Here is a 238-nt window from a genome sequence, read left to right on the forward strand (position 1 = left end):
ATATCTTGTTTCTGATCGTCTGTGCGGTGATCTGTGGTGCAGAAGGTTGGGATGAAATCGAAGATTTTGGCCACGCGAAGTTGGACTTTCTTCGCCAGTACGGCGATTTTAAGGCTGGCGTGCCGAGTCACGATACCTTGGCCAGGGTGATGGCCCTGGTGAATGCTGAGCAGCTGCAAACTGCATTCGCTGAGTGGATGAAAAGTTGCCATGACGTGACTGAGGGCGCAGTGGTAGC

General features: G+C 52.9%; 1 protein-coding gene. It reads left to right on the top strand.

What is annotated here, in order from left to right:
- Positions 1-238 (top strand): ISAs1 family transposase (locus IZU87_RS17550; protein WP_213115395.1); only part of this gene is annotated, 238 nt, incomplete at both ends.

The organism is Cobetia sp. MC34 (genome assembly GCF_018340035.1).
In the GTDB taxonomy this organism is placed as follows: Bacteria; Pseudomonadota; Gammaproteobacteria; order Pseudomonadales; family Halomonadaceae; genus Cobetia; species Cobetia amphilecti.